Source organism: Nitratireductor sp. B36, assembly GCF_020833685.1.
In the GTDB taxonomy this organism is placed as follows: domain Bacteria; phylum Pseudomonadota; class Alphaproteobacteria; order Rhizobiales; family Rhizobiaceae; genus Nitratireductor.
On record NZ_JACKZY010000002.1, the window covers coordinates 180,799 to 204,771 of the forward strand.

The following is a 23,973-nucleotide window of genomic DNA, read 5'->3' on the forward strand; positions in this document are numbered from 1 at the left end:
TTCAAGCAGCCGGCTCAAAAACTTTACTAAACCTTTCTTAATGCTGTTGTGGCATATCTTGCCCGTCAATCGGGCTCATGCGGTGAAAAACAGCAATAACAGCATACCGGAAGACGTCTATGTTGGGTACATCCGTTCGTTGTTTCAAGACGTCGGTGTGCTCCCCGTGGGCGCGGCGTGCTATGGTCTGATTGCAGTTCTTCTTTTTTACAAGACCGGCCAGCCTGCCTTCCTTGCTTTTGGACCGGCGATGTTCATTGCCGGTGTCTGGCGCTATTTCAAGATTACGCGCGTCGATCATGCGTTGATCTTCGACTATCCGTCAGCACTTGCATGGGAAGCGCGATATCTCTGGTGGGGCAGCATCCACGGATTTGTTGTCGGAGCGTTCGGCTTCTTTGCCACGATGTGGTCGAACGACAATTTCAGCGAGCTTGCAGCCGTCTCGGCCATCCTCAGCGGAACGATCACGATTGCCGGACGCAACTACGGCTCCCACAAAATGGTGTCGATCCTGACGCTGACGATTGTGTTTCCAATGGCGCTCGGCCTGATGTTGAAGGGCGATTTATATCATTTCGTGCTTGGACTTTTTATCGCGCCATTCATGCTGGTCGTGACCAAAATGGCAGATCTGGTGCGCACGGTCCTCTTCACTGCCATCAGTGAGGAAAAGCGCTCCACTCGGCTGGCGCAGCGGTTCGATCGCGCTCTCAATACGATGCACCACGGCCTGCTCATGTTGAACAACGAGGAGCGGGTGGTGGTGAGCAACACCCAGGCGGCAGAGATGCTTGGGTTCAAGTCCTCCGAACAGATGCTTGGTCGGACGTTGAAATCACTGCTCATGCGTGGTGTGGCGAGTGGGCTGCTTTCGGAGCGCGATTACGCTTATGCCGAGGAGCAGCTTTCGCGGGCGCTGCGTGAAGGGCGTAACCGCAAGGTTCTGCTGCGCATGACCAACGGGCGGCATTTTGAGTTCGCTGCTCGCGAGGGACACGATGAGGTAGGAGTGCTCACCTTTGAGGAGGTGACAAGTCGCGTCGAAGCAGAAGAGAAAATCCGTTTCATGGCGCGCTATGACAGTCTTACCAGTCTGCCCAATCGCGCATATTTTCACGAGAAGGTAACGGAGGCGATGGCGGCGGGCGATCAGGATCGCCTCTGCGGTCTCGCGGTTCTAGATCTGGATGATTTCAAATCAGTGAACGATACGCTCGGCCACCCGGTCGGGGATGGTCTGATCTATGCCGTGGCAGAGCGCCTTTCTGCGTTTGCGAACCCCAATGTCCGCATCAGCCGGTTCGGCGGCGACGAGTTCATGGTCTATTTCAATCAGGTGGCTGATGAAGAGGAGTTTTCCCGACAGTTCGAGGAAATTTTCGCATCGCTCGCCGGTGAGGTCGATGTTGCGGGACATGCAATGCGCATTCAGGCCAGTGGTGGAGCCGTGGTCGCGCCTGTTCGTGCAAGTGATGTGGACTCCATGATCGTCAAGGCGGATCTGGCGCTCTTCCGGGCCAAGGAATTGGGCAAGAATGCCTGGAGCCTGTTCGAAACCGAGATGGATATCGCATTCCGAAACCGGCAGGTGATGAAAGCGGATCTCCGCAACGCCATTGAAGCGCGCAGCCTGCGTGTCGTCTATCAGCCGATCGTCGACGCTGCCACAATGCGGATTACGAGTTGTGAAGCGTTGTGTCGCTGGGACCATCCGGACCTGGGACTTGTCTCACCAGCAGTTTTCATACCTCTCGCCGAGGAGATGGGGCTCATCTCAGAGATCAGCACGATTGTGCTTGAGGCAGCCTGCCAGGAATGCGTCAAATGGCCAGAGCATGTGGGTGTGTCGGTAAATTTGTCGGCGAAGGATTTTCGCTCTGACGCGGTTATCGGCAAAGTGGAGCGAGCACTCAACGGCGCGGGGTTGAAGCCGGATCGTCTCGAGATAGAAGTGACGGAGACCGCACTTTTGAATGATACGGAAGCGACGGTTCGCTACATCAACAGCTTGAAGACGCTCGGCGTGCGTATCGCTTTGGATGACTTCGGGACCGGGTATTCCTCGCTTAGCTATCTGCATACTCTGCCGCTCGATAAAATCAAGATCGATGGTAGCTTTGTCGCAAATCTGAAGGAAGGCGAGCGCTCGCTTCACCTTCTGCAGGGGGTGGTCGAACTGTCCCGCAAGCTGGGCCTCGCTGTAACGGTTGAAGGCGTTGAGCGGTTTGATCAGCTGAAGCTGCTCGAAAGCTCGGTCAAGCCCGATCTCTTGCAGGGATTTTTGTTCGGCCCGGCCCTGACGGCCTCGGGTATTGAAACCATGGCCGAAATGAAACAGCTTTATTCCCCCGCTCAGCTCGAGCGCCAGGAACGTCTTTCCAACTGACTTTTCGAAGCTTTTTCTTATGCAAGTCCAATGCGCAGAAACCCTTTGTTAAGGTTAATAAAACCTGAACAGTTTGATTACGAGTTTCAGCTTTACATCGCTGGTCATGCGGCTACCCTTGACTATATGAGAGGTGGTAGAAGTCGACGTGGGGCATGCGGCAATGGTCATGAGTACCGGCCTGGTCGGACTGAAACCGGGAGCTGAACGCTTCGTTCGCGAACCGTCAAAGAAATCTTCCAGCTTCATCGATAGCGTCATGGCGCTTCTCGAACGCACGGAGTATCGCCGGTGCGAGACCGGTGAAGATCGTGAAGAGATTTTTCATCTGCGATACCGATCCTACCGCGCGCATGGTTTCGTGCCCGAGACGGAAGGACAAATCGTCAAAGACGATCTCGATGATCTTCCCAATTGTTACAATTTCGCCGTTTACATCGACAAACGCCTTGTCAGCACGGTGCGGCTGCATCAGATCGACCGGGAAAACCCACTCGGTCCGGTAACCAAGGGGTTTGGAGATATTATGTCGCCTCTGATCGAGCAGGGTGACACTTGTATCAACCCCAGCATGCTCGCTGCAGATCCGGAGCTTGCGCGCGATTACCGGGCATTGCCCTACGTGTCCTTGCGGTTGGTGATTGCTGCCTATGAACATTTCCGCTCAACTTATTGCGCCTGTCTGATCCGCCAGGAACACACCGCATTCTACCGACGGATTTTCGGCGCGCGCCAGATGAGCCCGGAGCGCATCTATCCGCCTATCAGCATTCCGCTGATGTTGTTTGGAGGGGTTTGCGCGAAAGAGTTCGGCCCCATCGTGGAACGATTTCCGTTCTTTCTATCGGCGCGGTCGGAACAACGGCTTCTGTTTGAACGTGGCAGCGCCCGTCTTGCGCCCCCTCTGACCATTCTCCCCACGGCCAAATACTCGGCGCACGCGGCCTGACACGCACTCTCGTTACTCCCGACTGCTTGCCGCCCGCGGGAAGCCGGGTTATCGAAGTGGTATGAGCACAAAACGGGACACGGTCGCAGATACCATCTGGGCTGCCGAACTCACCGATGACGAACTCGACCGCGCCCGTCGCGGACTGACGGAACGAACCTTTTCCAAAGGCAGCTATATCTGCCATCGGGGAGACCGGCTCGACCACTGGACGGGTGTTACCGAAGGGCTCATCAAGATCAGTGCCATTTCGGCTGCCGGGAAGGCGATGACCTTCGCCGGCGTGACGGATGGCGGCTGGTTTGGAGAAGGATCGGTGCTCAAGAACGAACCCCGGCAATATGATGTGGTGGCGATCCGCGATACGCGACTTGCCATGCTGTCCCGCTCAAGCTTCCTGTGGCTCTATGAGAACAGCACTGGTTTCAACCGCTTTCTCGTGCGCCAGCTTAACGAGCGTATGGGCCAGTTCATCGCGACGATAGAATACGATCGCATTCTGGGGCCGACGGCGCGTGTGGCGCGCAACCTCTCCTGGTTCTTCAATCGAACGCTTTATCCGCGTGCGGGCACCACGATCGAGATCAGCCAGGAGGAGCTCGGTCTTTTGGCCGGCGTCTCGCGCCAGGTTGTCAATCGCGCCTTGCGTGCGCTGGAAGAGGAAGGTCTGCTGAAGGCCGAGCATGGCCGCATCACAGTGGTGGATGCGGGTGCACTGAGCCATTACGAGTCCTGATCCCGCAGGCTCCATCATTCTTCTAGATTGATGCTTTAGACTTTGGTCGGAGCAGGCGCCTTGCGCCTCTGAAACACTCGCATCCGCGCACAGAATTCCGTTAGTATAAAGGCAAACTGATCGCCTGTCTGTCAAGGGGCGTGTTGATCGGTTGTGGGTTTCGTGGAACCCTCGATCCAATCAAGAACCGGTTCTGGGAGGAGCCGGGAAAACAGCGGGTCTACCGCTGACAGTGGGAGGAAGCGACTTGGCGCATCATGACGCGTCTAAGGATACGTTTGCCAAATATCTGCTCTGGAACGCCGAGCGGTTTCGTGACCGGCCGGCCATGCGCTTCAAGGATTATGGCATCTGGCAAAGCTGGAGCTGGGCGGAGCAGCTTGAGGAAGTGCGGGCTTTCGCGCTGGGCCTACAGAAGATCGGCCTCAAGCGTGGCGACAAGATCGCCGTCATCGGGTCCAACCGGCCAAGGCTTTACTGGACATTCGCCGCCGCCCAGTCTCTGGGTGCCGTTCCGGTGCCGGTCTACGCCGATTCTGTCGCTGAAGAGATGGCCTATGTGCTCAACCATGCCGAGGTCACCTTCGCCGTGGTGGAGGATCAGGAGCAGGTGGACAAGGTGCTCTCCATCTCGGAAGAGGTGCCGCTCCTGACCGAGATCGTCTATGACGAGGAGCGCGGTCTCAGGGATTACGACCACACCCATCTCCATGCCTATGATCATTTGCGCGAAGAGGGCTTTCGTCGCCTTGCCGAGGAACCGGAGGCGAGTGCCAACTGGCTGGTCGAGATCGACAAGGGGCGCGGCTCCGACCTTTCCGTCATGCTCTACACATCCGGCACCACGGGCCGCCCCAAGGGCGTGATGCTGTCGAACGACAATTTCGTCCGTTCCGCCATCAACGGCAATGCCTTCGACAATCTGACCGAGAACGAGACGATCATCGCCTATCTGCCGCTGGCCTGGGTGGGCGATCACCTGTTCTCCTACGCGCAGTCCTACACGGCTGGCTTCTGCGTCGCGTGTCCCGAAAGCCCCGAAACGGTGAACGAGGACCGCCGCGAGATCGCGCCGACCTATTTCTTCGCGCCGCCGCGTGTTTTCGAGGCCATGCTGACCGCGATCATGGTGCGGATGGAAGATGCCGGAAAGATCAAGAAGGGTATGTTCGACTATTTCCTCGCCCACGCCGCAAAGGTGGGCGAGCGCATTCTGAACGGCGAAGAGGTCGGGCTCGTGGACCGGCTGAAATACCGGCTCGGAGAGTTCATGGTCTATGGCCCGCTGAAAAACCGCATGGGCTTTTCGAACATGCGTGTCGGCTATACGGCCGGCGAGGCCATCGGGCCGGAGCTTTTCTCCTTCTACCGCTCGCTTGGTCTGAACCTGAAACAGCTCTACGGCCAGACGGAAGCCACCGTCTACATCACCGCGCAGGAAGACGGTAAAATCCGTCCCGACACGGTCGGTCTGCCATCGCCGGAGGTGGAAATCCGCATCGCCGAGAGCGGCGAGGTGATGTATCGCTCGCCGGGCGTTTTCGTCGGCTACTACAAGAACGACGAGGCCACCCGCGAGACCAAGACCGAGGATGGCTGGGTGCACACGGGTGACGCCGGATTCTTCGACACGGACGGCCAGCTCAAGATCATCGACCGGGCCAAGGATGTCGGCAAGCTCGCCTCGGGCGCGCTGTTCGCGCCGAAATACATCGAGAACACGCTGAAGTTCTTCCCCGACATTCAGGAGGCGGTGGCGTTCGGCCATGGGCGCGAGTTTTGCGCGGCCTTCATCAATATCGATCTGCAGGCGGTCGGCAACTGGGCCGAGCGCAACAACATCGCCTATGCGTCCTATCAGGAGCTGGCCGGGCATCCGCGTGTCTACGAGACCATCGCCGCCCATGTGAACGAGGCCAATCGCAGGCTCGCCCGCGAGCCGCTGATGGCGGCCTCCCAGATCAGGCGCTTCCTTGTGCTGCACAAGGAACTGGATGCTGATGACGGAGAGCTGACCCGCACCCAGAAGGTGCGCCGCAAGTTCATCGCCGAGCGCTATGGCGAGCTCATCGAGGCACTTTACGATGGCTCGTCGGAGAAGTTCGTGGAAACGCAGGTCACCTATGAGGACGGCCGCAAGGGCATCATCCGCGCGACGGTGAAGATCGTCGATGCCGAGATCCACGCGGTTCCGGCCGAAAATGTCCGGGAGGCTGCCGAATGAACCCGCGTCCCGATCCCAACCAACTCACCGCGCCGGACGATGGCATCGCCAGGGGCGGCGTGCTGCTCGACGTGAAGAACGTCTCGCTTTCCTTCGGCGGCGTGAAGGCGATCACCGACATTTCGCTTGATGTGCTGAAGGGCGAAATTCGCGCCATCATCGGCCCCAACGGTGCCGGCAAGACCTCGATGCTCAATGTCATCAACGGGTTCTACACGCCTCAGGAAGGCGCGATCATCTTTCGTGGGCGCGAGCGCCGCTCCATGAAGCCACACGAAGCGGTGGGGCAGGGCATTGCCCGCACCTTCCAGAACGTCGCGCTCTTCAAGGGCATGTCGACGCTCGACAACATCATGGCCGGCCGCTCGGTCATGATGAAGCGCAATATCGGCTGGCAGATGCTCTGGCATGGGCCGGCGCTGCGCGAGGAGATCGAACATCGCGAGAAGGTCGAGGAGATCATCGACTTTCTGGAGATCCAGCACATTCGCCGCACACCGGTGGGCAAGCTGCCCTATGGCCTGCAAAAGCGTGTCGAGCTTGGCCGCGCGCTTGCCATGGAGCCGACGCTTCTTCTCCTCGACGAGCCCATGGCGGGCATGAACCTTGAGGAAAAGGAAGACATGAGCCGCTTCATCATCGACGTGAACCAGCAGCGCGGCACCACGATTGCGCTGATCGAGCACGATATGGGCGTGGTCATGGACCTGTCCGACCGCGTGGTGGTGCTCGATTACGGCAAGAAGATTGCCGATGGCCCGCCCGATGAGGTGAAGAACAATCAGGATGTGATCGACGCCTATCTGGGCGTCCCGCACTAGGGGCAGGACGGAGGAACGCATGGAATTCTTGAACGATGTTCTGGTGCAGCCCTTCGCCGATATGGCGGCGGCCCCCGATTTCCTGCTTCAGGTGCTCTGGGAAGGGCTCGTCGGCGGGGTGCTCTACGCGCTGATCGCGCTCGGCTTTGTGCTGATCTACAAATCCTCGCGCATCTTCAATTTTGCGCAGGGCATCATGGTGGTGTTTGCCGCGCTGACGCTGGTGGGCCTCTATGAAAAGGGCGTGCCGGCCCTGCTTGCGCTGCCGCTCACGCTGGCCGTAATGCTGGTGCTTGCCATGACGATCGAGCGCGTGGTGCTGCGGCCGCTGGTCAACCAGCCCGACATCATCCTGTTCATGGCGACCATCGGTATCACCCTGTTCCTGATCGGCTTCGGCGAACTGATCTTCGGCGGCGAGAACAAGGTGATGATTACAGAGCAGCTGTTCATCCCGACAGGCAGCATTGTGTTCGAGCCATTCGGCGGCTTCGTCTCCATCGAGGAGAAAGACCTGACGGCGGTCATCGGCGCCATGGTGCTGGTGGCGGCTCTTCTGGTCTTCCTCAACAAGTCCAAGATCGGCCGTGCCATCCGGGCGCTTGGCGATGACCATCAGGCCGCTCTCTCGGTCGGCATTTCGCTTTCCACCATCTGGGTGATCGTCTGGTTTATCGCCGGTGTCATCGCGCTTGCCACGGGCATTGTCTGGGGCGCGCGGGCCGGTGTGTCCTTCGCGCTGGAGGTCATCGCCTTCAAGGCGCTGCCGGTGCTCATGCTCGGCGGTCTGGAAAGCGTCATGGGCGCGATCATCGGCGGGCTGGCCATCGGCATTCTGGAAAAGCTCTTCGAGATCTATTGGGGTCAGCCGCTGCTTGGCGGCAACACCGAAGCGTGGTTCGCCTACATGCTGGCGCTGCTCGTGCTTCTCTTCCGCCCGCAGGGGCTGTTTGGCGAAAAAATCATCGAGCGGGTATAATTCATGTTCTACCGCACAGCAGGTCAGTTCAAGACCAGTTACCAAGCCGATCACGCGCTGTTTCCGGTGCGACAGGATGCGTTTCTGCTCGGCGTCATCCTCATCTTCGCCTTTGTCATCTTTCCGCTCACGGCGAGCGAATTCACCTTCCGAGCGCTGTTGATCCCGGTATTGATCTATTCGCTGGCAGCCCTCGGCCTCAACATTCTCACGGGTTATGCGGGACAATTGTCGCTCGGCACCGGGGCCTTCATGGGCGTGGGCGCCTATGCCTGCTACAAGCTCATCACCATCTTTCCGGAAATGAACATCGTGGTGGCGATTGCGATGTCCGGCTTTTTTTCTGCCGCCATCGGCGTGCTGTTCGGCCTGCCTTCGCTGCGCATCAAGGGGTTCTACCTCGCCATTGCCACGCTGGCCGCGCAGTTCTTTCTCGTCTGGCTGTTCCAGAAATGGGCATGGCTCTACAATTACAACGCGTCCGGCGCGATCCAGGTGCCCAATATCGAGATGTTCGGCATCACTGTCGCAGGTCCGCGTGCCACGGCCATCACGCAATATTACTTCGTTCTCTGCGTTGTCTGCGTGATCACCTTCTTTGCCATCAACATCACGCGCGGTCGCATCGGCCGCATGTGGAAGGCGGTGCGCGACATGGATATCGCCGCAGAGCTTGTGGGCATCAATCTGATGCGCTCCAAGCTCATGGCCTTCTTCGTTTCATCCTATGTGGTGGGCATTGCCGGCGCGCTGTTCGTGTTCCTGTGGCGTGGTGCGGCGGAGGCGAACCTGTTCGACATTCCATTGTCGTTCCGCGTGTTGTTCATTGCCATTATTGGCGGGTTGGGTTCGATCCTCGGCAATTTCCTCGGCGCCATCCTTATCGTTGCCCTGCCGGTCATCATCGGCAGTGTGCCGCAGGCGTTCGGCATCCCGCTCGATTCAGCCATGGTCGAGCATTTGAACATCATGATCATCGGTGCGCTCATCATCGCCTTCCTGATCATCGAGCCGCACGGGCTCGCGCGATTCTGGGCGATGATCCGCGAGAAATTCATTCTGTGGCCTTTCCCGCATTAGGCGGAAAAGGTGTCTGAGACGGGGAGTGTTCGCCCCTTCCTTTCGGAGAACGGAACAAGTGGAGGAAAGAGTATGAAGAGAATGCTCAGAAATGCGATCCTGTCGTCAGCCCTTCTTGCTGCCGCCAGCGTCGCCGTCCCTGCTGTTGCGCAGGACGAGGCCATCTACATTCCGAACCTGGCCTACCGCACCGGCCCCTTCGCGGCCACCGGCACACCGCTCATGAATGGCCAGCGCGATTACATCACGCTGTTAAACGAGCGCGATGGTGGGCTGAACGGCGTCAAACTCGAATATGACGAGTGCGAAACCGGTTACAACACCGAGAAGGGTGTCGAGTGCTACGAAAAGACCAAGGCGCGCGCCGTGGTCACGCAACCCTGGTCCACCGGCATCACGCTACAGGTGCTGCCGAAATCGAATGTCGACAAGATACCGATCCTCGCGCCCGGCTATGGCTTCTCGCCCATGGCCGATGGCAAGGTGTTCCAGTGGGCCTACAACCCGCCGTCTTCCTATTGGGATGGCGCGTCGATGATCCTGAAGAACATTTCGGATGGCAATCTCGACAGTCTCAAAGACAAGAAGATCGCCTTCCTGCATCTCGATCATCCGTTCGGCAAGGAGCCTCTGCCCCTGCTTGAAGTGCTGGCCGAAAAGCATGGCTTCAACCTGGTTCCGATCCCGGTCGGTTTGACCGAAATGCAGAACCAGTCGGCGCAGTGGCTGCAGATCCGCCGCGAGCGTCCCGATTTCGTGGTGATGTGGGGCTGGGGTGCGATGAACGCCGGCGCCATCACCGAAGCGGTAAAGACCAAATATCCGATGGACCAGTTTGTCGGTGTTTGGTGGTCCGGCCATGATGGTGACCTCAAGCTGGTCGGCGACCAGGGCAAGGGCTACCGTTCCATTTCCTGGAGCGTGCCGAATTCCGAGGCTCCGCTCATGGCCGACATCAAGAAATATGTTGTCGATGCCGGCAAGTCGCAGATCAACCAGTCTGAAGGCGAGTTCGATTCCGTCTTCTATCAGCGCGGTTTGATGATCTCCGTCATTCTGGTCGAGGGCATCAAGGCCGCTCAGGAAGAGTTCGATGTGCGCAATCCCAGCCCGGAGCAACTGCGCTGGGGGCTGGAAAACATCAAGCTGGATGAGGCGCGGCTGAAGGAGCTCGGTGCCGAAGGCATGCTCGTCCCCTTCAGCACCTCATGCGCCGATCACACCGGCCATGGTGGCGGCTGGATGCTGCAGTGGGACGGTGCCAAATTCGTCAAGGCATCGGATCTGCTGACACCAGACCGTACCGAGATCGAAAAACTGGAAGCTGAAAAGGCCAAGGAATATGCGGAAGCCAACGCGCCCTGGCCGGTCAATGAAGAGTGCAGCATGTAGGCACTTTTTGCCACGGCTCCCCGCCGCGTGCGGGGAGCAATTCTCCGAGACGTCTCCGAGACATGGGAACCGACGGCATGACGACATCAGCGCCCGCGCCGCAGACAGACGAGCAGATCCTCGAAGTCAACAATATCGAGGTCATCTACGATCACGTCATTCTTGTTTTGAAAGGCGTTTCGCTCTCAGTGCCGCGTGGTGGCATCACCGCGCTGCTTGGAGCAAATGGAGCGGGCAAAACCACGACGCTTAAAGCTATTTCCAACCTTCTGCATGCCGAGCGGGGCGAGGTGACCAAGGGGTCGATCCTGTTCGGCGGCGACGAAGTGCAGAACCTCTCGCCCAACGATCTGGTGCGCCGGGGCTGTATTCAGGTCATGGAAGGGCGGCACTGTTTCGGCCATCTCTCGGTGGAGGATAATCTGCTGACGGGCGCCTTCACCCGGCGCGACGGGCAGGCAGCGATCCGCGAGGATCTGGATCTCGTCTACTCCTATTTCCCGCGTCTGAAGGAGCGGCGCAACTCGCAGGCCGGCTACACCTCAGGCGGCGAGCAGCAGATGACGGCAATCGGCCGGGCGCTCATGTCGCGACCGAAGATGATCCTGCTTGACGAACCTTCCATGGGGCTTGCACCGCAACTGGTCGAAGAAATCTTCGAGATCGTCAGAAAGCTGAATGAGGAGCAGGGCGTCTCCTTTCTCCTGGCAGAGCAGAACACCAATGTGGCGCTGCGCTATGCCAAATACGGATACATTCTGGAATCGGGCCGGGTCGTGCTCGATGGTGAGGCGAAGGCGCTGCGCGAGAATGAGGACGTGAAGGAGTTCTATCTCGGTGTCGGCGGCGAGGGCCGGCGCTCTTTCCGGAACGTCAAACACTACAAGCGGCGCAAGCGCTGGCTCTCGTGATTCATGCGTTTTTTGGAGCGTAGCGTCTGAATTGTGGAACACCATTCCACGTCGAACGAACTGATTTTTCCACATTCCGTACCGTTTCCGTGAAATCAGTTCTGTTCTGGTGCCTCAAACCGCATTGGATTGTTCATGCGGCAATCCTCCCATTGCCCTTCCGTCATCTTTTCGCTATCTCCCAAGACCAATTCTATTCCCATGGGGTTTTGAGATGGCAGAGAATTTGCCGGCCGGACCGGCCGAAACGGGCGCGGAAATGGACTACGCCGAACACGAAAAGACCTATGATCTTTTCCTGGCCGTCATCAAATATTCGAGCGTCGTGGTTGTCGCCATTCTGATCGCAATGGCATTTGGTTTCTTCACCTCCGCTGGTTTCTTCTCCAGCACCGTTCTCTTCATTCTGATCTCGGTGATCGGCAGCTGGCTGCTGCGCTAGGAGCCATTCTGCCGTGACGTGACGTGCGGAGCCGCTCCCTCGGCTCCGTGAATTGGGGGGACGGTCCAACCGAAAGGATATGACGGTGGGACAAAGCATATTTGTGCCTAAAGAAATTGACGTAACGGAAGGCCGTGTTGCGGTCTCTCCGGAAACGGTCAAGCGATTTGTGGGTCTCGGTTTCGACGTGATTGTCGAGAAAAACGCAGGCGAACAATCGCGCATTGTCGATAGCGAATTTGAAAAGGCCGGTGCAAAGATCGGCAAGGCGTCCGATGCCGGCAAGGCCGATGTCGTCCTGAAGCTGCGCCGCCCGACACCTGCCGAGGTGAAGACCTACAAAAAGGGTGCGCTCGTCCTCGCCTCCATGGATCCATATGGCAATGAGGGTGACGTCGCCGCGATGGCATCAGCAGGCGTCACCGCCTTCGCCATGGAGTTCATGCCACGCATCACGCGCGCCCAGTCCATGGATGTTCTGTCCTCGCAGGCCAACCTTGCCGGTTACCGCGCCGTGATCGATGCCGCCGCCGAATATGATCGCGCGCTGCCGATGATGATGACCGCCGCCGGCACCGTGCCTGCCGCCAAGGTGTTCGTCATGGGCGCCGGCGTTGCCGGCCTTCAGGCCATCGCCACCGCGCGCCGCCTGGGTGCAGTCGTTACCGCCACCGACGTGCGTGCGGCAGCGGGCGAGCAGGTCCAGTCGCTCGGCGCGAAATTCATCATGACCGAGGCGCTGAAGGATGCCTCGGGCGAGGGCGGGTATGCCCGCGAACTGACCGACGAAGAAAAGAAGGCCCAGGCCGAACTCGTCGCCGAACACATCGCCAAGCAGGATATCGTCATCACCACGGCGCTCATTCCGGGCCGGCCTGCGCCGCGTCTTGTCAGTGCCGATATGGTCAAGTCCATGAAGCCCGGCTCCATCATCGTCGACCTGGCAGTCGAGCGCGGTGGCAATGTGGAAGGTGCAAAGGCCGGAGAGGTCGTCACCACGCCCAATGGCGTCAAGATCATCGGCCATCTCAATGTGCCGGGCCGCGTCGCCGCATCCGCATCGCTGCTCTATGCGAAGAACCTCTACACCTTCCTGGAGACCATGGTCGACAAGGAGAAGAAGGTGCTCGCCGTCGATATGGAAGACGAGCTGGTGAAGGCCACCATGCTTACCCATGATGGCAAGGTCGTGCATCCCAATTTCGTCGACACCGCAAAACCCGCTGCCAAGGCCGCCGCGCCGAAAAAGGCGCCAGCCCGCAAGGCGACGCCGGCGCGCAAGCCCGCAGCCAAGGCTGCTGCCGGCTCCGCCGCGGCGAAGAAAACGGCAGGAAAGCCGGCTGCTGCGTCCAGCGCTGCCGATAAGCCTGCCGCAACCAAATCGGGGGGAGAATCCTGATGGAACCAACCGCACTAGAAAAGGCGCTCGACCAGCTCGAAAGCGCCGCGGCGAGCGTTCGCGCCGCCATTGAAGGCATGCAGGCGGCCGAAGTCGCCGATGCCGCCGGCGCGCTTGCGCATGGCGCATCCGGCGGGGCGATCGATCCGTTTGTCTTCCGCTTCGCCATTTTCGTGCTGGCGATTTTCGTCGGCTACTACGTGGTCTGGTCGGTAACGCCGGCGCTGCACACGCCACTCATGTCGGTCACCAACGCGATCTCGTCGGTGATTGTCGTTGGCGCGCTGCTGGCCGTGGGCATTTCCGCTTCAGGCCTTGCCACCGGCTCCGGCTTCATCGCGCTCATCCTGGCGTCGGTGAACATCTTTGGCGGCTTCCTCGTGACCAGCCGCATGCTTGCCATGTACAAGAAGAAGGACAAGTGACGTGAGCGCCAATCTTGCATCCTTCCTCTACCTCGTTTCCGGCATTCTCTTCATCCTCGCGCTGAGGGGCCTGTCGCATCCCACAACCAGCCGTCAGGGCAATGTCTACGGCATGGTCGGCATGGCCATCGCCATCGGCACCACGCTGCTCTACGCAACGCCGTCCTTTGGCGGTTTCGTGCTCATCGTCGTCGGTCTTGCCATCGGCGGTGGCATCGGTGCGGTGATTGCCAAGCGCATCGCCATGACCGCCATGCCGCAGCTCGTGGCGGCCTTCCACTCGCTTGTCGGCCTTGCCGCCGTCATGGTGGCTGCTGCCGCCCTCTATGCGCCCGAGAGCTTTGGCATCGGCGAACTGGGCGCGATCCACGCCCAGGCGCTTGTCGAGATGTCGCTCGGTGTCGCCATCGGCGCGATCACCTTTACCGGTTCCATCATCGCCTTCCTGAAGCTTGATGGTCGCATGTCCGGCAAGCCGATCATGCTGCCCATGCGGCATGTGGTGAATGCGGGCCTTGCCATTGCGCTGGTCGTCATGATCGTGTTGCTCGTCACCACGCAGAGCACGACCATTTTCTGGCTGATCGTTGCCGCCTCTTTGGTGCTGGGTGTTCTCATCATCATCCCGATCGGCGGCGCAGACATGCCGGTCGTCGTGTCGATGCTCAACTCCTATTCGGGCTGGGCTGCAGCCGGCATCGGTTTCACACTCGGCAATCTTGCGCTCATCATCACCGGTGCTCTGGTCGGCTCTTCCGGTGCGATCCTGTCCTACATCATGTGTAAGGGCATGAACCGCTCCTTCATCTCGGTCATTCTCGGTGGCTTCGGTGGCGAGACGGCTGCTGCCGCCGATGACGGGATCGACCGCACGGTCAAGCAGGGCTCCGCCGACGATGCGGCCTATCTGATGGCGAATGCGCAGAAGGTCATCATCGTGCCGGGTTACGGCATGGCGGTCGCGCAGGCGCAGCACGCTCTGCGTGAATTGGCCGACAAGCTGAAGGAAGCAGGCGTCGAGGTGAAATACGCCATTCACCCGGTCGCGGGCCGCATGCCCGGCCACATGAACGTGCTGCTCGCCGAGGCGCAGGTGCCTTATGACGAGGTGTTCGAGCTCGAAGACATCAACTCCGAGTTCGCTCAGGCAGACGTTGCCTATGTCATCGGCGCCAATGACGTGACCAACCCGGCCGCGCGCGACGACAAGTCCTCGCCGATCTATGGCATGCCGATCCTTGACGTGGACAAGGCGCGCACCTGTCTCTTCGTCAAGCGCTCGCTCGGCTCCGGCTATGCCGGCATCGACAACACGCTGTTCTACAAGGACGGCACGATGATGCTGCTGGGCGACGCCAAGAAGATGACGGAAGACATCGTCAAGGCGATGGATCACTGACACAAAAGACTGGCATCAAAGAAAAGCCCGGCGCGAAGCCGGGCTTTTTTGTTGCCGGGTGGGGCAGGGGATGATCACTCGGCAGCAGATGTGGAGCGCAACTGAAACTCGCTCACGCCCAGCGCGACATTGATGCCGGTCTTGCCTTCAAGGCTCACAGGCTGGAGCATCAGGCTCTGGCTGTCCTGGGTAACGAGAATGTTCGCGCCAGCGCCAAGACCGGCTGCGACCTCCGCGCTCACACCAGCATAATCGCCTTCAAGTGCGCCCGGAGCATAGGCATCAGCCGTGGGAGCCATGACCAGCCACTGCATCTGCGTGGCGTCCTTGACGCCCACATCCAGACCGAACTTGTTCACGACACCCACATAGGTTTCAGGCGGACGGCTGTCATCGACGGGCTCGAATGTGCATGCCAGTTCCTGGGAGGAGGCGATCACCACGCCGGCTCCGCCTTCGATGACACAGTCGAGGACACCGACTTCCACACGCTCTTGGGAAAGGGCAGGCGCGGCGGCTGCGGCCGTCAGGACGGAAGCGAGAATGATTGCTTTTTTCATCACTGGAACTCCTTTTGTGGTCCGGGCTCAAAACACGCCACTGCAAAGAAGGTTCCAGATAAATTTGTGCACACAGTGTGAGGGCAACAAAAAGCCCCGGCTTAGATGGCCGGGGCTAAGATTCTGATAAATATGAGAAATCAGATGCGTGTGCGGGCCAGACCATCGCGGGCGGGCATATATTCCGGATCGAGCTGAAGGGCGCGTGCGTAGGATTTCGCAGCCTTCTCCTTGTCACCACGCTTTTCGTAAACGAGAGCCTGATTTGCCCAGCTTTCGGCCAGATCATCATCAAGCCGAATGGCTGTATTGAAATCGGAGAAGGCGTTTTCATCGTCGCCTTGCGCCAGATAGGAGAGCCCGCGCCCATTATAGCCGTAAGGAGCATCCGGCGAGAGCGAGATCGACTTGGCAAAATCCTCAATGGCAAACTGATGCTGGCCGCTTGCCTGATATAGCAGACCACGACGGTAATAGGCCCGCGGATCCGTCGTGTCCAGCTGGATGGCCCGTTCCAGATCTGCAAGGGCATCGGTTGACCGGCCGGAGAGGCGATAGATTTCTGCACGCCCGATATAGGCGGTGTCATAGTTGGGATCGAGTGAGATCGCCTGATTGTAGTCCGCCAGCGCCTGCTGATTGTTGCCCATGTAGCGATGGATCAAGGCACGATTGGCATACGTGTTCGGTGAACGTGGATTCAGCGAGATTGCTTTGTCGAAGTCCTTCAGCGCGTCCTGGTACCGGCCGGCGCGGCCGTAAGCCGCGCCACGCATGTTGTAGGCTTCCGGTTCATTGGGGGTTCTCTGGATGACCGCACTCAGCGAGCCGATGTTCTCGGCGGAACCCTGCGCAGTGTCGATCCGACTCAGATCGGTGGCTGGATTGGTGGCGGTTTGGCAGGCGGCCAAGGGCAGAAGCGCTGCGAGGGCAAGGCCCGCAAGCATCTTGCGCGAAGTGCGGGACGGGGACGTGTCGAAAGAAGTCATGCCACTTAATGCCATAAGCCGAGTGTCAAACCAAGCCATTGCCGTCCCCATGCAAAAAGTCATCGGATATGCGAAAACGCGGCACGACCAAAAGATCGTACCGCGTCCTCTAAAAGCAAAAATCGTCGAAAGCTGGGCGCTATCAGCGGGCGCCCGGACGTCCGCCGACCAAACCTTCGCGCTGAGCGCGCTTGCGCGCCAGCTTGCGTGCGCGGCGAACGGCTTCAGCCTTTTCGCGTGCGCGCTTTTCTGACGGCTTTTCGTAGTGCCCACGCATCTTCATCTCGCGGAAGATGCCTTCGCGCTGCATTTTCTTTTTCAGCGCGCGAAGCGCCTGATCAACATTGTTGTCGCGGACGAGTACCTGCACGTGGGTTTCCTGTCAGAACGTTGGTCTTCGATATGTTCAGCATTGAATTCAATTTTTCCTTTGCCCATGGGCAAAGGGTTCCGCAGCAGAATTCAGCCACGAATAGCGGTGGCACATAGCAGAAGCATTGCCCGCTGTCGAGTGCTTTCTTGTGGACGCCTCTTTCGAGAGCTTATTCCTTCCTTCGCGTTAACGTAGAGAAAAGGATGCGCTACTACACAGGCGTGTTCTGCATATTGGAGTATATCGACATGGCGAATGGATATGGACGGGCTGTCGCCGGCTCTGGAACGGGCGCCATGCGGCTTGGTTTTGGCGCGGCGACTTTTGCACTGGTTGTCGGCTCGGCTGTCTACGGCGAGGTGGTCCATGGATATGGCTTGTTGCGCAAGGGCGACCCTGATTTCACGCCCTTCGGCCGCGCCCGTATCGGTTTTTCTGCCCTTGCAGCTTTGCTCTTGTACTTTGCTTTGAGACCTGTGATCCAAATTCTTCCAGTCAGGATCGAAGATCGCAATCGGGTGATGGTTGGCATCGTTCTGGCTGCCGCGTTTCTCCTGGCTGTCGCAGCCGCTGTTCTTTTCGTACCCACGGCACTGAATGATTATGTGCGTGAAATGCAGCCGCTTGGCATGGCCACGGAAGTCTTGCTCATTGCAGCCATTGGAAGCCTCTTGATGGCCGCCTGGGGCGCGCGTGGAAAAAGAGAGGGACGTCTGCTCGCCATTTTTCCGCCTGCGTTGGTGCTCACGGGCATGGCCGGCGTGGTGTTTCTTATTCTCATGGAGGAAATGTCGTGGGGACAGCACTGGATTGGTTGGGCCACTCCGGAGTTGTTTAGCCGGAATGTGCAGAACGAGACGAACCTTCACAATTTCTACACGTATCAATTCGAGGCAATCTATTACACGAGTGCTATCTTCTGCTTCATTGTGATGCCGTGGTGCTGGCTGCGCGGTGCCGGCGCGTTTTCCGCCCAGGTAGAGCCTTATCTGCCGTCACGCTTCTTTGCGTTGATGGCGCTTCCGGTCGCTTCGCTGATGTACGAAGCCTGGAACATTGTCCCCTATCAGGTCTGGTATTTTCTGGGCCTGATGATCGGTGTCGACATTGCCCGGCGGATTCAACCTGCAAGACTGCGCGCAGCTGCCTTCGGATTGGTGATCGTCTACGCCCTCACCATGCTGGTGTTCCTCTTTGGCGGAGAGGCGATGGTGGATGGGTACGAACTTTCCGAGGTTCGAGAATTCTATATCGCTTTTCTCTTCCTGGCGTTTGGCGGGATGCTGATGGAGCGTTTTTCGGGCAAGACACCAGTTTTCAGGCAGACGAAAGCCCATCAGGAAGATTGACGCAAAACGGCAATCTCCGTCGCAATCAGTGCAAGGCATTGCCTCGTATTTCGCTACTGCTAGGCTGATGTCCGGGGCGTCCGGTTCCAAGGCGCCTTGATTGTTTGCGGGGAGGCCCATGCGCAAATATTCTGTCTTCGCTATCGCCCGCGAGGCCATGCGTGGTCACAGGGGCTGGCCGCAACAGTGGCCGTCTCCCGAGCCGAAGAAGAACTACGATGTCATCATCGTCGGTGCCGGCGGTCATGGCCTCGGAACGGCCTATTACCTTGCAAAGGAGCACGGCATCACCAATGTCGCCGTGCTGGAGAAGGGCTGGCTCGGCGGCGGCAACACGGGCCGCAACACCACCATCATCCGCTCCAACTATCTCTATGACGAGAGCGCGGGCATCTACGATCATTCCGTGAAGCTCTGGGACGGGCTTTCGCAGGATCTGAATTACAACGTCATGTATTCACCGCGCGGCGTGATGATGCTGGCGCACAATGTGCACGATGTGCAGGTGTTCAAACGCCATATCCATGCCAACCGGTTGAACGGCGTGGACAATGAGTGGTTGACGCCCGAAAAGGCGAAGGCCTACTGCCCGCCGCTCAACATTTCGCGCGAGGCCCGCTATCCGGTCATGGGCGCGGCGCTGCAAAGGCGCGGCGGTACGGCCCGCCACGACGCGGTTGCTTGGGGGTATGCGCGGGCCGCCGCCGCGCGCGGCGTCGACATCATCCAGAACTGCGAGGTCACCGGCATCAATCGCGGGCCGGATGGCGCCGTCACCGGCGTGGAGACCACGCGCGGAACCATCGGTGCGAGGAAAGTTGGCGTTGTCGCCGCCGGCCATTCCTCGGTGCTGATGCAGATGGCGGGCGTTCAGGTGCCGCTGGAATCCTACCCGCTTCAGGCGCTGGTGTCGGAGCCGGTCAAGCCGGTCTTCCCCTGCGTGGTCATGTCCAACACGGTTCACGCCTATATCTCCCAGTCCGACAAGGGCGAACTGGTCATCGGGGCAGGCACGGACCAATACACGTCCTATTCGCAGACCGGCGGGCTGCACATCATCCAGCACACGCTCGACGCCATCTGCGAGACGTTCCCGATCTTCACCCGCATGAAGATGCTGCGGTCGTGGGGCGGCATTGTGGATGTCACGCCAGACCGCTCACCCATTCTCGCAAAAACGCCGGTCAGCGGGCTTTATGTCAATTGCGGCTGGGGCACGGGCGGTTTCAAGGCGACACCGGGCTCGGCGCATGTGTTTGCCCACACGATCGCGCGCGACGAGCCGCATCCCATCAACGCGCCCTTCACGCTGGAGCGGTTCCGCAATGGTCGGCTTATCGACGAGGCGGCTGCCGCCGCCGTGGCGCATTAGGCGCAAGGGGATCACATGCTTCTCATTCACTGCCCCTATTGCCAGGAAGACCGGCCGGAGCTGGAGTTCCGCCATGCCGGCGAGGCGCATATCGCCCGACCTGAAAACATGGCCGAAATGTCGGATGAAGATTTCGAGCGCTTCTTCTTCATTCGCTCAAACCCCAAGGGCATTGTCTATGAACGCTGGCGGCACATCCATGGTTGTGCCCGCTTCTTCAACGCCGCACGCGACACGGTGTCAGACAAGTTTTTGATGACCTATAAGGCTGGCGAGCCAAAGCCGGATCTCGATGGGGAGGGCAAGTGATGACCCAGCCCTTCCGCATCGCCACCGCTGGCCGGCTTGGCAAGGCCGATCCCGTTCGTTTCACCTTCGACGGCAAGTCCTTCGAGGGGCTTACCGGCGACACGCTTGCATCGGCCCTGCTGGCCAATGGCGTGCATCTCGTCGGGCGTTCTTTCAAATATCATCGCCCGCGGGGTATGGTCTCCGCCGGTGCGGAAGAGCCCAATGCGCTGGTCGGCATTCACCGCGATGCGGCCCGCAGGGCGCCCAATGTGCGCGCCACGGTTCAGGAAATATATGAAGGTCTGAACGCGGTCTCGCAAAACCGCTGGCCCTCGCTCTCCTTCGATATCGGCGCGCTCAACGATCTGGCATCGCCCTTCTTCTCCGCTGGCTTCTACTACAAGACCTTCATGTGGCCGAAGGCCGCCTGGGAGCGGGTTTACGAGCCCTTCATCCGGCGCGCTGCCGGTCTAGGAGAGGCACCTGACCGGCCCGATCCGGACTGTTACGCAAACCGATTCGCCCATTGCGACGTGCTGGTCATCGGCGGCGGGGCTGCCGGGCTTTCCGCAGCGCTTGCTGCCGCCGATACAGGCGCGCGTGTCATTCTGGCTGACGAACAGGCGGAAACGGGCGGCGCGCTGCGCTACGAGACCGGCGCGATGATCGACGGCAAGCCCGGCTGGGACTGGGCGCAGGCGGTGGCGGCGGATCTCGTCTCGCGCGAGAACGTCCGGCTTCTCACCCGCACAACGGGTTTCGGCTACTACGCACAGAATATGGTGGGGCTCGTCGAGCGGCTGACCGATCATCTCGCGAGTCCTGCGCAAGACCAGCCGCGTGAGCGGCTCTGGCAGGTGCGGGCAAGGCGCGTGGTGCTCGCCACAGGGGCTATCGAGCGGCACATGGTGTTTCCCGACAACGACCGGCCGGGCATCATGCTGGCGTCCGCCGCCCGCACTTATCTCAACCATTACGGGGTAGCGGTCGGGCGCAATGTGGCGGTTTACACGGCTGAAGACAGCGCTTGGTACGCGGCCATCGATCTGAAACGTGCAGGTGTTGCAATTGCTGCCATCGTCGATTGCCGGCCCGATCCGCAGGGGCCGCATGTGGAAGAGGCGCAACGTCTCGGCATTGAGTGCCTGACGGGGCATGCCGTCAACGGCACGGGCGGGCGGCTCAGGGTTTCATCCATAAAGGTAGGACCGATTTCCGGCGGGGCCGAGCGCAGCATTTCTTGCGATGCGCTCCTGACCTCTTCCGGCTGGACGCCAGCCGTCCACCTCTTCTCGCAGTCGCGCGGCAAGCTTGCCTTTGATGCCGAAACACAGCGCTTCCTCCCCGGCCAGACGGTTCAGGAACTGGTTTCGATTGGCGCGTGTGCGGGCAGCGTCGATCTGGAGGAGACGGTGGCCGACGCCCTGAAGGCCGGTCATGAAGCTGCCGGCGCATCCGGCAATCCACCAAAGCTTTCTTCCAATAGCACCGAGCGCTGGAGCGGCGGCATGCTGGGTGCGGGCGAGGGGGCAGGGGCGGAAAGCACCGCCAAGGCCTTTGTCGATTTTCAGAACGATGTGACCGCGAAGGACATCCGCCAGGCGGTGCGCGAGGGCATGCGCTCCATCGAGCACGTCAAGCGCTTCACCACCACCGGCATGGCGACCGATCAGGGCAAGACGTCCAACATGCACGGTCTCGCAATCGCGGCCGAGATGCTGGACAGGCCGATCCCCGACGTCGGCCTCACCACCTTCCGCGCGCCCTATACGCCCGTCACCTTCGGCGCGCTTGTGGGACACGGCAAGGGCCGTCTGTTCGAGCCGGTGCGGCGCACGCCCATGCACGACTGGGCAGCAGCCCATGGTGCCGTGTTCGAGGATGTCGGCCAGTGGAAACGCGCCTGGTATTTCCCGAAGCCCGGTGAGGACATGCATGCAGCCGTTGCCCGCGAGTGCCGCACGGTGCGCCAGAGTGCGGGCATCTTCGACGCCACCACGCTTGGTAAGATCGAGGTCGTCGGCCCGGACGCCGCGCGCTTCATGGAACTCATGTACACGAACCCGTGGCAGAAGCTCGGCGTCGGGCGCTGCCGCTATGGCGTCATGCTGCGCGAGGACGGGTTCATCTATGATGACGGCGTGGTGGGGCGGCTTGCCGAAGACCGCTTCCACGTGACCACCACGACCGGCGGCGCACCGCGCGTGCTCAACCATATGGAAGACTATCTCCAGACCGAATTCCCGGATCTGAAGGTCTATTTGACCTCCACTTCGGAGCAATGGGCGGTGATCGCCGTTCAGGGACCGAAAAGCCGCGACATCATCGCCCCGCTGGTGGAAGGGATCGACCTCTCCGACGAGGCGATGCCGCATATGTCGGTGCGGGAAGGGATGATCTGCGGCGTGCCAACGAGGCTTTTCCGCATGTCGTTCACCGGCGAGCGCGGTTTCGAGATCAATGTGCCGGCCGATTATGGCTGCGCCGTGTGGGAGGCCGTCTGGGCGGAAGGCGAAAAGCATGGGGCCTGCGCCTATGGCACCGAAACCATGCATGTGCTCAGAGCAGAAAAAGGCTTCATCATTGTTGGGCAGGAGACGGATGGCACCGTCACGCCGCACGACGCCGGGCTTTCCTGGGCGATCGGCAAGAAGAAAACGGATTTCGTCGGCATGCGCGGTCTGATGCGCCCGGACCTCGTGGCTCCCGGGCGCAAACAGCTCGTTGGCCTCAGGACGCGCGATCCGAAAACGGTTCTGGAAGAGGGCGCGCAGATTGTTGCCGACCCGCAAGCGCCGGTGCCCGTGCCTATGCTCGGCCATGTCACCTCCTCCTACTGGTCGGAGAATTGCGGGCATTCCATCGCGCTGGCGCTGGTTGCTGGCGGGCATGAACGCATGGGTGAGACGCTTTATGTGCCCATGCCCGACGGGGTGATCGAAGTGGAGGTCACCTCCACCGTTTTCTTCGACGAGAAGGGAGAGCGCACCAATGGCTGACACGATTGCACGGGCGAACGCGCTCGAAGGCCGCTTTCTCAATGATGAAGGCATCACCCTGGTGCGCGCAGAGCCATCCACGCGGCTTTCCCTGCGTGCGCCGAAGACTGCGGTAAAGTCTCTCTCGAAAGCCCTGGGTCTCGATTTGCCACAGCGCCCGAAGGCGTCCACCGCTAAGGATGGTCGCGTCGCCCTGTGGCTAGGTCCGGATGAATGGCTGGTGATCGACGAGACCGAAGCCGATCTGGTCGGTGTGTGTGCCTCGGTCACGGCATTCCACTCTGCCGTGGAAGTCTCGCATCGCAACACCGCGGTTCTGGTTTCCGGCCCGCGTTGCGAGACTGTGCTCAATGCCGGATGCCCACAGGACCTTTCTCTGGTTGCCTTTCCGGTCGGTGCCTGCTCGCGAACCGTTTTCGGCAAGGCTGAGATCGTTCTGTGGCGCACTGGCAGCGATGCTTTCCGGGTGGAGTGTTGGCGCTCCTTCTCGGATTATGTCTTCATGCTGTTGGAGCAGGCTGCCCGCGACCGATGATCGGCGTAGCGTGGAACCGGACAGGCTGTTCCCGCATTGACCTGAAAAGGGAATACATCAATGCAGCCTGACCACAAGAAACCGAGTTCTGAAACCAAAACCGAGAAGATGGAAAAGGAAGAAGCCCTAAGGGAAGGGCTGGAAGAGAGTTTTCCAGCGAGTGACCCGGTTTCCGTGACGCGCACGACCCGCACCGGAGCGCCGGGGGAGTTCGCGAAAAAGCCTCCGAGGGAGGCGACGGACCCGGAGGAACTCGAGGAAGAGCTGGAAGAAGGTCTCGAGGACACGTTTCCAGCGAGCGACCCTGTGTCCGTGACCTCGACGACCCACACGGGGCGACCCAAGAGAGAGCGCTAGCG

22 protein-coding genes are annotated in these 23,973 nt (G+C 59.9%); 19 read left to right on the forward strand and 3 right to left on the reverse strand.

The window, feature by feature from the left end; all coding sequences use genetic code 11:
• Positions 1-40 precede the first annotated feature (40 nt).
• The 13 genes from H7H48_RS07430 (at position 41) to H7H48_RS07490 (ending at position 15,146) form a co-directional block, all read left to right on the forward strand.
• The gene (locus H7H48_RS07430) at positions 41-2,389 is read left to right on the forward strand and encodes a bifunctional diguanylate cyclase/phosphodiesterase (RefSeq protein WP_229448371.1); all 2,349 of its coding nucleotides are present in this window, start codon (positions 41-43) and stop codon (positions 2,387-2,389) included.
• A gap of 169 nt (positions 2,390-2,558) precedes the next feature.
• A complete protein-coding gene (locus H7H48_RS07435) occupies positions 2,559-3,338 on the forward strand; it encodes a hypothetical protein (protein ID WP_229448372.1) in 780 nt (259 codons plus the stop codon).
• Between the two features lie 61 nt (positions 3,339-3,399).
• Entirely contained in the window at positions 3,400-4,074 is a 675-nt protein-coding gene (locus H7H48_RS07440) for a Crp/Fnr family transcriptional regulator (protein ID WP_229448373.1), read from the forward strand.
• 247 nt (positions 4,075-4,321) lie between these two features.
• A complete protein-coding gene (locus tag H7H48_RS07445; protein WP_229448374.1) occupies positions 4,322-6,298 on the forward strand; it encodes a long-chain fatty acid--CoA ligase in 1,977 nt (658 codons plus the stop codon).
• Positions 6,295-7,119, forward strand: a complete 825-nt coding sequence (locus H7H48_RS07450; RefSeq protein ID WP_229448375.1) for an ABC transporter ATP-binding protein — start codon at positions 6,295-6,297, stop codon at positions 7,117-7,119. The genes H7H48_RS07445 and H7H48_RS07450 overlap by 4 nt, the downstream gene beginning before the upstream one ends.
• 19 nt (positions 7,120-7,138) lie before the next feature.
• Positions 7,139-8,098 carry a branched-chain amino acid ABC transporter permease gene (locus H7H48_RS07455; RefSeq protein ID WP_065815812.1) on the forward strand — a complete coding sequence of 320 codons (960 nt, stop codon included), beginning with the start codon at positions 7,139-7,141 and terminating at the stop codon, positions 8,096-8,098.
• Positions 8,099-8,101: 3 nt separating this feature from the next.
• Positions 8,102-9,178, forward strand: coding sequence for a branched-chain amino acid ABC transporter permease (locus H7H48_RS07460; protein ID WP_229448376.1), 1,077 nt, complete (start codon positions 8,102-8,104; stop codon positions 9,176-9,178).
• Between the two features lie 72 nt (positions 9,179-9,250).
• Complete coding sequence (locus H7H48_RS07465; RefSeq protein ID WP_229448378.1) at positions 9,251-10,570, forward strand: ABC transporter substrate-binding protein; 1,320 nt, start codon at positions 9,251-9,253, stop codon at positions 10,568-10,570.
• A 77-nt stretch (positions 10,571-10,647) separates the two neighbouring features.
• Entirely contained in the window at positions 10,648-11,481 is an 834-nt protein-coding gene (locus H7H48_RS07470) for an ABC transporter ATP-binding protein (protein ID WP_229448379.1), read from the forward strand.
• 214 nt (positions 11,482-11,695) lie between these two features.
• Positions 11,696-11,923 carry an aa3-type cytochrome c oxidase subunit IV gene (locus H7H48_RS07475; RefSeq protein ID WP_229448380.1) on the forward strand — a complete coding sequence of 76 codons (228 nt, stop codon included), beginning with the start codon at positions 11,696-11,698 and terminating at the stop codon, positions 11,921-11,923.
• 85 nt (positions 11,924-12,008) lie between these two features.
• Positions 12,009-13,322: a Re/Si-specific NAD(P)(+) transhydrogenase subunit alpha gene (locus tag H7H48_RS07480; protein WP_229448381.1), complete on the forward strand. Its 1,314-nt coding sequence runs from the start codon at positions 12,009-12,011 to the stop codon at positions 13,320-13,322.
• Complete coding sequence (locus tag H7H48_RS07485) at positions 13,322-13,747, forward strand: proton-translocating transhydrogenase family protein (RefSeq protein WP_229448383.1); 426 nt, start codon at positions 13,322-13,324, stop codon at positions 13,745-13,747. Before H7H48_RS07480 ends, H7H48_RS07485 begins: the two co-directional genes overlap by 1 nt.
• A 1-nt stretch (position 13,748) precedes the next feature.
• On the forward strand, positions 13,749-15,146 hold the full coding sequence (locus H7H48_RS07490) for an NAD(P)(+) transhydrogenase (Re/Si-specific) subunit beta (RefSeq protein ID WP_229448384.1): 1,398 nt from the start codon (positions 13,749-13,751) through the stop codon (positions 15,144-15,146).
• Between the two features lie 74 nt (positions 15,147-15,220).
• On the opposite strand, the gene H7H48_RS07495 is transcribed toward H7H48_RS07490, so the two are convergent.
• The 3 genes from H7H48_RS07495 to rpsU form a co-directional block, all read right to left on the reverse strand.
• Positions 15,221-15,706: a DUF992 domain-containing protein gene (locus H7H48_RS07495; RefSeq protein WP_229448385.1), complete on the reverse strand. Its 486-nt coding sequence runs from the start codon at positions 15,704-15,706 to the stop codon at positions 15,221-15,223.
• 140 nt (positions 15,707-15,846) lie between these two features.
• Positions 15,847-16,695: a tetratricopeptide repeat protein gene (locus H7H48_RS07500; protein WP_229448386.1), complete on the reverse strand. Its 849-nt coding sequence runs from the start codon at positions 16,693-16,695 to the stop codon at positions 15,847-15,849.
• Between the two features lie 142 nt (positions 16,696-16,837).
• The gene (gene rpsU, locus H7H48_RS07505; RefSeq protein ID WP_007008828.1) at positions 16,838-17,065 is read right to left on the reverse strand and encodes a 30S ribosomal protein S21; all 228 of its coding nucleotides are present in this window, start codon (positions 17,063-17,065) and stop codon (positions 16,838-16,840) included.
• 206 nt (positions 17,066-17,271) lie between these two features.
• Here rpsU and H7H48_RS07510 point away from each other — a divergent pair, with 206 nt between their 5' ends.
• The 6 genes from H7H48_RS07510 (at position 17,272) to H7H48_RS07535 (ending at position 23,971) form a co-directional block, all read left to right on the forward strand.
• Positions 17,272-18,417, forward strand: coding sequence for a hypothetical protein (locus H7H48_RS07510; protein WP_229448387.1), 1,146 nt, complete (start codon positions 17,272-17,274; stop codon positions 18,415-18,417).
• A gap of 118 nt (positions 18,418-18,535) precedes the next feature.
• Entirely contained in the window at positions 18,536-19,789 is a 1,254-nt protein-coding gene (locus H7H48_RS07515) for a sarcosine oxidase subunit beta family protein (RefSeq protein ID WP_229448388.1), read from the forward strand.
• Positions 19,790-19,804: 15 nt separating this feature from the next.
• Positions 19,805-20,098, forward strand: coding sequence for a sarcosine oxidase subunit delta (locus tag H7H48_RS07520; RefSeq protein ID WP_229448389.1), 294 nt, complete (start codon positions 19,805-19,807; stop codon positions 20,096-20,098).
• Positions 20,098-23,079, forward strand: a complete 2,982-nt coding sequence (locus H7H48_RS07525; protein WP_229448390.1) for a sarcosine oxidase subunit alpha — start codon at positions 20,098-20,100, stop codon at positions 23,077-23,079. Before H7H48_RS07520 ends, H7H48_RS07525 begins: the two co-directional genes overlap by 1 nt.
• A complete protein-coding gene (locus H7H48_RS07530) occupies positions 23,072-23,614 on the forward strand; it encodes a sarcosine oxidase subunit gamma (protein WP_229448391.1) in 543 nt (180 codons plus the stop codon). Before H7H48_RS07525 ends, H7H48_RS07530 begins: the two co-directional genes overlap by 8 nt.
• 60 nt (positions 23,615-23,674) lie before the next feature.
• Positions 23,675-23,971, forward strand: a complete 297-nt coding sequence (locus tag H7H48_RS07535; RefSeq protein ID WP_229448392.1) for a hypothetical protein — start codon at positions 23,675-23,677, stop codon at positions 23,969-23,971.
• The last annotated feature ends 2 nt before the right edge of the window (positions 23,972-23,973 follow it).

Bases quoted from the DNA above. Each gene is read 5' to 3' on its own strand.
- H7H48_RS07430 (WP_229448371.1), top strand. From the start codon at position 41: ATGCTGTTGTGGCATATCTTGCCCGTCAATCGGGCTCATGCGGTGAAA.
- H7H48_RS07435 (WP_229448372.1), top strand. From the start codon at position 2,559: ATGAGTACCGGCCTGGTCGGACTGAAACCGGGAGCTGAACGCTTCGTT.
- H7H48_RS07440 (WP_229448373.1), top strand. From the start codon at position 3,400: ATGAGCACAAAACGGGACACGGTCGCAGATACCATCTGGGCTGCCGAA.
- H7H48_RS07450 (WP_229448375.1), top strand. From the start codon at position 6,295: ATGAACCCGCGTCCCGATCCCAACCAACTCACCGCGCCGGACGATGGC.
- H7H48_RS07455 (WP_065815812.1), top strand. From the start codon at position 7,139: ATGGAATTCTTGAACGATGTTCTGGTGCAGCCCTTCGCCGATATGGCG.
- H7H48_RS07460 (WP_229448376.1), top strand. From the start codon at position 8,102: ATGTTCTACCGCACAGCAGGTCAGTTCAAGACCAGTTACCAAGCCGAT.
- H7H48_RS07465 (WP_229448378.1), top strand. From the start codon at position 9,251: ATGAAGAGAATGCTCAGAAATGCGATCCTGTCGTCAGCCCTTCTTGCT.
- H7H48_RS07470 (WP_229448379.1), top strand. From the start codon at position 10,648: ATGACGACATCAGCGCCCGCGCCGCAGACAGACGAGCAGATCCTCGAA.
- H7H48_RS07475 (WP_229448380.1), top strand. From the start codon at position 11,696: ATGGCAGAGAATTTGCCGGCCGGACCGGCCGAAACGGGCGCGGAAATG.
- H7H48_RS07485 (WP_229448383.1), top strand. From the start codon at position 13,322: ATGGAACCAACCGCACTAGAAAAGGCGCTCGACCAGCTCGAAAGCGCC.
- H7H48_RS07495 (WP_229448385.1), bottom strand. From the start codon at position 15,706: ATGAAAAAAGCAATCATTCTCGCTTCCGTCCTGACGGCCGCAGCCGCC.
- H7H48_RS07500 (WP_229448386.1), bottom strand. From the start codon at position 16,695: ATGACTTCTTTCGACACGTCCCCGTCCCGCACTTCGCGCAAGATGCTT.
- H7H48_RS07510 (WP_229448387.1), top strand. From the start codon at position 17,272: ATGCGCTACTACACAGGCGTGTTCTGCATATTGGAGTATATCGACATG.
- H7H48_RS07515 (WP_229448388.1), top strand. From the start codon at position 18,536: ATGCGCAAATATTCTGTCTTCGCTATCGCCCGCGAGGCCATGCGTGGT.
- H7H48_RS07520 (WP_229448389.1), top strand. From the start codon at position 19,805: ATGCTTCTCATTCACTGCCCCTATTGCCAGGAAGACCGGCCGGAGCTG.
- H7H48_RS07525 (WP_229448390.1), top strand. From the start codon at position 20,098: ATGACCCAGCCCTTCCGCATCGCCACCGCTGGCCGGCTTGGCAAGGCC.
- H7H48_RS07530 (WP_229448391.1), top strand. From the start codon at position 23,072: ATGGCTGACACGATTGCACGGGCGAACGCGCTCGAAGGCCGCTTTCTC.
- H7H48_RS07535 (WP_229448392.1), top strand. From the start codon at position 23,675: ATGCAGCCTGACCACAAGAAACCGAGTTCTGAAACCAAAACCGAGAAG.